Raw genomic sequence first — 6,220 nt, 5'->3', positions numbered from 1 at the left:
GGGGGGGGGGGGTAAATTGGAAAATTGTTTTCATTGAATGAATATTAAAATTAAAAGATTTTCCAATATGGAGTATTAATCCGTTAGTTGCAAAAAAATAAAGATGAAAATGTCGTTAAAATATAAAGAAAGCATTTTTTAGTTTGTGAAAAACTTTTTTTTTGGTGAATGTAAGAATGTGAATGTTTTTTTCGGTACATCTTCGATATCGAAGAATAAAGCATGTATGTTCATTCCTTTTTATGCACCAAGAGAATACGAAATGTTCAGCTTTCAGTAAGGAGTTTACGAAACGAAGGACCTGAAGGTAGGCATTAAGCTCCCCCGTCCACCAGCTAGGTGAAGATTGGCAGGGGGCGCTAGGTGTGTAACTACACCTAATTATCCGAAGGAATTTGCAATTCGACTTCTAATGGTTAAGAGAGACTTCGCCCAGAAGGATTAGAAACAATATACCCCTAACACTCGCAAACTTTCTTTCCTAATACCCCTTGATCACTCCCCCATCTACTGCCAATGACTGGCCTGTGATATAACTCGCGCGCTCACTGAGTAAAAAAACGGCTGCAGCAGCAAACTCTTCCACTGTCCCAAATCGCTTCATAGGAATACTTTCCTTGATTTGATCCAACTGAGGATTCCCCGCCATCAGCTGTTGGAGACGGTCTGTTAAGGTATAACCTGGCATGATATTGTTGACAGTGATACCATGAGGAGCCAATTCATTGGAAAGGCTCTTGACCAGCCCCAGAAGGCTGGAACGAGTGACGTTGGACGTTATCAGGTTATCCACCGGCTGCTTACTCGAAACAGAGGTAATGGTCAAGACCCTTCCAAATTGTCGCTGCTTCATACCTGGAACAACCATTTTGATCATATCTGCGGCAGAAAGGAAAATATCATTGTAGAATCCCTTCCAATCATCCATGTCGAATTTTTCGAATTGGCCTGGACTTGGCCCGCCTGTATTGGTGACCAATAAATCGATCTTTCCAAAAACAGCCATTGTCGCTTCGAATAGCTCTTGACGGTCTTTGGCCTGAGAAAGATCACAAACAACCTTTTCAACCTTACCGGTACCTTCTTGTATGATTTCATCTCTGGTCTCTAGAAGTGTATGCTCATTTCTACCACAGAGCATGACATTTGCCCCTTCTCTGACCAGTTCCTTGGCAACTGCCTTACCCAGCCCTTTGCTGGAAGCCATTACCAATGCTGATTTCCCTTTAATCCCCAAATCCATTTCCAATCAACTAAATCAGGTTCCAAAATAAGCATTCAACTCCTCCACCATCGTGGATTTCTCCTGAAGATCTTTGATCACCTTTCCTTTTTCCAACAATACAATCCTATCACAGATTTCAGTGACATGATTCAGGTCATGGCTCGAAATCAGAAAAGTTCTCTGCGACATTTCCTTCTCCTGTAGAATGAGTTTTTTTAACCTGACCTGGGAACTTGGATCGAGATTTTCAAAAGGTTCATCCAGCATCACCACCTCCGGATTGCCCATCATGGCTGCAGCAATACCGACTTTCTTAAGATTACCCTTTGATAGATCCCTGATGTATTTTTTCTTACCGAGAATTTCCTCATTGAAAAGCTCCTCAAACTTGGCCAAATGAAGCCTCAGATCTTCCTCTGAAAGCAGGTAAATCTTCCTCAGTGCCTCAAAATATTCATCCGGGGTAAGGTAGGAAAGCAACATATGCTCATCCAAAAAGGCCCCTACCCTGCTCTTCCAATCTTCATTTTTACTCACATCAATATCCTCCAGCATTACCCTACCGGAAGTAGCCCTTACCAGGTCCAGCATGATTCGGAAAAGGGTAGTTTTACCTGCTCCATTGTTCCCCACCAATCCAAAACATTGGGAACGCGGAATCTCTAAACTTGGCACATCCAGTACCACAGCATCTTTATATTGTTTTTTAAGATCTTGAACTACAATCATAACTCTTGTCTAAATGATGAAGAAATTTCGTATCTGTTTTTCAGCACTCTCTGAACCGCAATATTTGAAAAATACGGGAACCCAATGATCCCCACCATTCCTGTTGCAGCCAGTGCAATTAATCCTGCATATTGATTGATCAATAAGGCAAAGGGGAAGTAAATAATGTATGGCCCAATAAATATCGGAATCATCATCAGAAACTGCGCGATACCGACACCCTCGTAGTTGAACATGGCCCCTTTATTCAAATCCATAGGCTTAGGCTTCCATAAGGACATATAGATCACCAAGTGAATGACCACTCCCATATTGAAAAGAAAGGTAGACAAATGGATCAACAGGATATGCCAGCCAAAATACACATAAGGCACAGTCACTACCAAACAAAAAATAGATGTCGCGACGAACAATAGGTATTTCCCTTTTACCAAAGCTTCTACCCCATTTTTCCTATTGAGAAAGAAATCAAAATTCGCTGAATTCCAGCTTAGAAAAAGCTGCCCATATTGTAACATGAAAATACTGGTAATAAAGGTACCCACAAAGATGAACATATGGCTAAAACCTTCCTCTGTTTCATAGGCGGGGTTTGTGTAAAATATCAAGCCATAGAGCAGGAAAAAACCCGCCAACATCAAATAGGTCCTACTCTTCTTATGGCGGATGATCAGTTTCCATTCCAAATTGGCCAATTGCCCAGCCAACTCAAAACGGTTGAAAAACCCAAGATCCTGATTAACGAATCTGATACTCTCTTCTTCTGCAAGATCCTCCAAATAAGCATTATGATAATAAAAGGTGAAAGCCAACCTGTACAACAGCAAAAACACCACCAGTAAAACCGCCACCGGAACAGGAGAGACCACCGACCAATCGAATATAGGCTTGATCAGTTCCCCTAGATTAAACCAGCCAAGATAGTTAGACCCTGCACCCAGCAACATGACCAAGAAAACAGTAGCCAGCCCGATGACACTGTCCTCAAACTTTTGTTTGAACCACAGCATCAGCCAATGCAGAGACCAACTGGTCAAAACCACTGAACCGAGCCATGAAAAAGCTGCAAAATCCCCAAATCTTGGCCCCACTTCCCTAAAAGCAAATGGAATAAAGAGTAAAGGTGCAATCAATGTCAGGGGAGAAATGAAAGATCTTCCCAAAAGAAAATGGATGATTTTACTTTTTTTGATAGGAAGATGAAGAAAACTTTCCAGCTCCATCACCGGTAATTTCTGAACAAAATACCGGTACATGAACTCCAGCAAATAAAAGTAGATCAACCCACCGCTCAGCGTAGCAAATGCATCTGAACTCCCTAAACCCTTTTCGAGAACTTCCTTGAGGAAAACTCCCAAAATCAGAACATAGGACAAAAGAACCAAGGCTAAAAAACCAAGAAAGACAGCTACCAAAGCAGATTTTGCAAAAGAGGTAGACCTTATGGTTTTCAATAGTTCCAACCTGATTAATTGTAATACCATAGGCAAAGGGTTAAAAGTTGAAATTTTAAAATGTAATTTTAGGCTTTGAATATAACCAAAAGTAAGTTGCGCTTAACTAATCTCTAAAATAAATCGAGAAAATGAAGGAAGAAACTGACAATACGGGATTTTTTGAAGTGGTCAAAGCAAGAAGATCTGTGAGGATTTTCGATCAAAAAGAGGCTTTTGACCACGAGGTGGTACAAAAATGTCTGGAAACAGCCACCTTGGCTCCTAACAGCAGCAACCTTCAGTTGTGGGAATTTTACAGGATTCCGGAAACATCCCCATTGAAATACAAGTTGGCCAAACTTTGTATGGGGCAAAAAGCAGCGACCACTGCCAGGGAACTTGTCGTCATTGTCGCCAGAAGGGATAAGTGGAAATCAAGGGCAAAGGCCAATTATGACCATATTCAGGAAAGGTTCAAGAATGCTCCTGCCCATAAACAAAAACAGGCTTTGTCCTACTTTGGAAACCTGATTCCCAAACTCTATTCCAAGTACCCACTTTGGTCATTTGTAAAAAATATGATCGCTCTTTTTGTAGGTTTTGCGCGGCCAATGGTCAGGGAGGTCAGTGAAACTGATGTCAGGATATCCGTACATAAAAGTGCAGCCTTGGCAGCCATGACTTTTATGTATGCCATGAAAGCTGAAGGTTACGATACCTGCCCCATGGAAGGCTTTGATTCCAAAAGGGTAAAAAAACTTTTGGACTTGCCTTCAGGCGCTGAAATCAACATGATAATAGGTTGCGGCAAAGGCCTTCCGGAGGGGATTTATGGGGATAGGTTTAGGGTGCCTAATGAGGAAGTAATCTTCGAAAAGTAGATTGAACCATTAAGGAGTTCAGGAAATTTAGGATATCATTAAGAAGGGGGATTTCGCAAGGCGGATGTCGAAATAGTTAAATATAACTAAACGATATTATTTAGTTGTTTTTGCTGTTTTTCCCATTGAAGTGAAAATCGCAGTCAATTGATTTGCTTCATCCAAAAGAGGGTTAATCAAACTTTGGTGGACCAACCCACTATCGTTAAGCAACTCCAACCAAAAAACAGTTTCATCGGCTTCTTCCTCCACGATCCCAATTTTTGAAATAAACTCTGCTTTTGATCGTCCCCTTAAAGCGGACCGATAATTCGCACCAATAGATGTGGAAGATTTCAAAAGTTGCCTTTTTATGACATTTCCCGCTGGCTTGTTTGGGATATTTTCGACCATATCAATGACAGTCAATGCGAATTTTTTCGTCCGATCCTTCAAATCCTTTTTCATTATCCAAAAAAGTTGAGCTGAAATCAATTTAAAAAAACAAATAAACTAATCATAAGTATCGCATTAACTTATCCGATTAAATTAATGCACTAGAAGATATTTGGAAATTACTTCAATTATTGAATCTACTTCCAACCGATTCTAATCAAAAGATCAGAACAGAAATTGTAGGGCTATATTTTTCCGAAATCCGCCTTTCGACATTCCACTTAATACCCATACTTCCCCTTCCACCTTTCCCCCAGAAACCTCCTCAGTTCATTTTCTCTGGCGTTATTTCCGGGCTCGTAAAGTTTGGTGTTTTTGATATCGTCTGGCAGAAATTCCTGTGCAACAAAATTCCCTGCATAGTCATGCGAATACTTGTACTCTTTTCCATAATTCAGGTCCTTCATCAGCTTGGTAGGGGCATTTCGGAGATGAAGAGGAACAGGTAGATCCCCGGTTTCCTTGACCAAAGCCTGGGCCCGGTTGATGGCCATATATGACGCATTACTCTTGGCAGATGAAGCCAAATAAGTTACACACTGCGAAAGGATAATTCTCGACTCAGGATAGCCGATCATTTTCACAGCTTCAAAGCAGTTAGTAGCCAATAACAGCGCATTTGGGTTGGCATTGCCAATGTCTTCGGAGGCCAAAATCACCAATCTTCTCGCGATAAATTTCACATCCTCCCCTCCTTCAATCATCCTGGCCAACCAATACACGGCCGCATTTGGGTCAGATCCTCTGATGGATTTGATAAAGGCGGAGATGATGTCGTAATGCTGCTCACCTGATTTGTCATAAAGAGCTATTTTCTGTTGGGCAATCTGAATCACCTTTTCATTGGTGATCACACAGGGATCCTCATTGATGCCCTCAATGACTATCTCAAACAGGTTGAGCAGCTTCCTGCCATCCCCTCCAGACATACGAAGCAGCGCTTCCGTTTCCTGGAGTTCGATGTGCTTTTTCTTCAGCTCTACATCTTTTTCCATCGCCTGCTTTAACATGGCTTCAAGTTCATGCTTGCCCAAGGAATTCAGGGTATAGACCTGACATCTGGAAAGCAGGGCAGCATTGACTTCGAAGGACGGGTTTTCTGTGGTGGCGCCGATCAGACGGATGACTCCTTTTTCCACGGCCCCTAAGAGGGCATCCTGCTGGGATTTGTTGAAGCGGTGGATCTCGTCGATGAAGAGTACGGCTCCCCTTTGGTATTTGGCTTTCTCAATGACTTCTCTGATATCCTTTACTCCCGAACTGATGGCGGAGAGGGTATAGAAAGGGACTTTGATTTCATTGGCAATGATGTTGGCAATGGTGGTTTTCCCTACCCCTGGAGGTCCCCAAAAGATCAGGGAAGGCACATTCCCTGACTTGATGGCCTTATACAAAAAAGCTGTGGGTGCCGTCAGGTGCTCCTGTCCTATCAGCTCTTCCAATCGGGAAGGCCGCATACGTTCTGCCAAAGGGGTGCTGTCGATCATTTGTCCGGGAAATTTTGAAGATGCAAA

General features: G+C 42.2%; 6 protein-coding genes. 1 reads left to right on the top strand and 5 read right to left on the bottom strand.

Going from position 1 to position 6,220, the window contains the following annotated elements:
• Window positions 1-481: 481 nt before the first annotated feature.
• Genes ACFFIP_RS14255 through ACFFIP_RS14245 form a run of 3 tightly spaced genes read right to left on the bottom strand, consistent with a single transcriptional unit; the run spans window position 482 to window position 3,438 of the window.
• Window positions 482-1,243 carry an SDR family oxidoreductase gene (locus tag ACFFIP_RS14255; protein ID WP_382388363.1) on the bottom strand — a complete coding sequence of 254 codons (762 nt, stop codon included), beginning with the start codon at window positions 1,241-1,243 and terminating at the stop codon, window positions 482-484.
• A 15-nt stretch (window positions 1,244-1,258) separates the two neighbouring features.
• Window positions 1,259-1,954: an ABC transporter ATP-binding protein gene (locus ACFFIP_RS14250; RefSeq protein ID WP_382388362.1), complete on the bottom strand. Its 696-nt coding sequence runs from the start codon at window positions 1,952-1,954 to the stop codon at window positions 1,259-1,261.
• Window positions 1,951-3,438: a DUF5687 family protein gene (locus tag ACFFIP_RS14245; RefSeq protein ID WP_382388361.1), complete on the bottom strand. Its 1,488-nt coding sequence runs from the start codon at window positions 3,436-3,438 to the stop codon at window positions 1,951-1,953. Before ACFFIP_RS14245 ends, ACFFIP_RS14250 begins: the two co-directional genes overlap by 4 nt.
• Before the next feature lie 101 nt (window positions 3,439-3,539).
• On the opposite strand from ACFFIP_RS14245, the gene ACFFIP_RS14240 reads away from it, so the two are divergent.
• Window positions 3,540-4,271, top strand: coding sequence for a nitroreductase family protein (locus ACFFIP_RS14240; RefSeq protein ID WP_382388360.1), 732 nt, complete (start codon window positions 3,540-3,542; stop codon window positions 4,269-4,271).
• 96 nt (window positions 4,272-4,367) lie between these two features.
• On the opposite strand, the gene ACFFIP_RS14235 is transcribed toward ACFFIP_RS14240, so the two are convergent.
• Window positions 4,368-4,718, bottom strand: a complete 351-nt coding sequence (locus tag ACFFIP_RS14235; protein ID WP_382388359.1) for a four helix bundle protein — start codon at window positions 4,716-4,718, stop codon at window positions 4,368-4,370.
• A gap of 209 nt (window positions 4,719-4,927) precedes the next feature.
• Window positions 4,928-6,193 (bottom strand): replication-associated recombination protein A, encoded by a 1,266-nt coding sequence (locus tag ACFFIP_RS14230; RefSeq protein WP_382388358.1) that lies wholly within the window; start codon window positions 6,191-6,193, stop codon window positions 4,928-4,930.
• Window positions 6,194-6,220: the final 27 nt, after the last annotated feature.

The organism is Fontibacter flavus (assembly GCF_042432905.1).
Taxonomy (GTDB): Bacteria; Bacteroidota; Bacteroidia; order Cytophagales; family Cyclobacteriaceae; genus Fontibacter; species Fontibacter flavus.
Note: the sequence above shows the minus strand (reverse complement) of the source record. Positions and strands in the feature narration are given on the sequence as shown.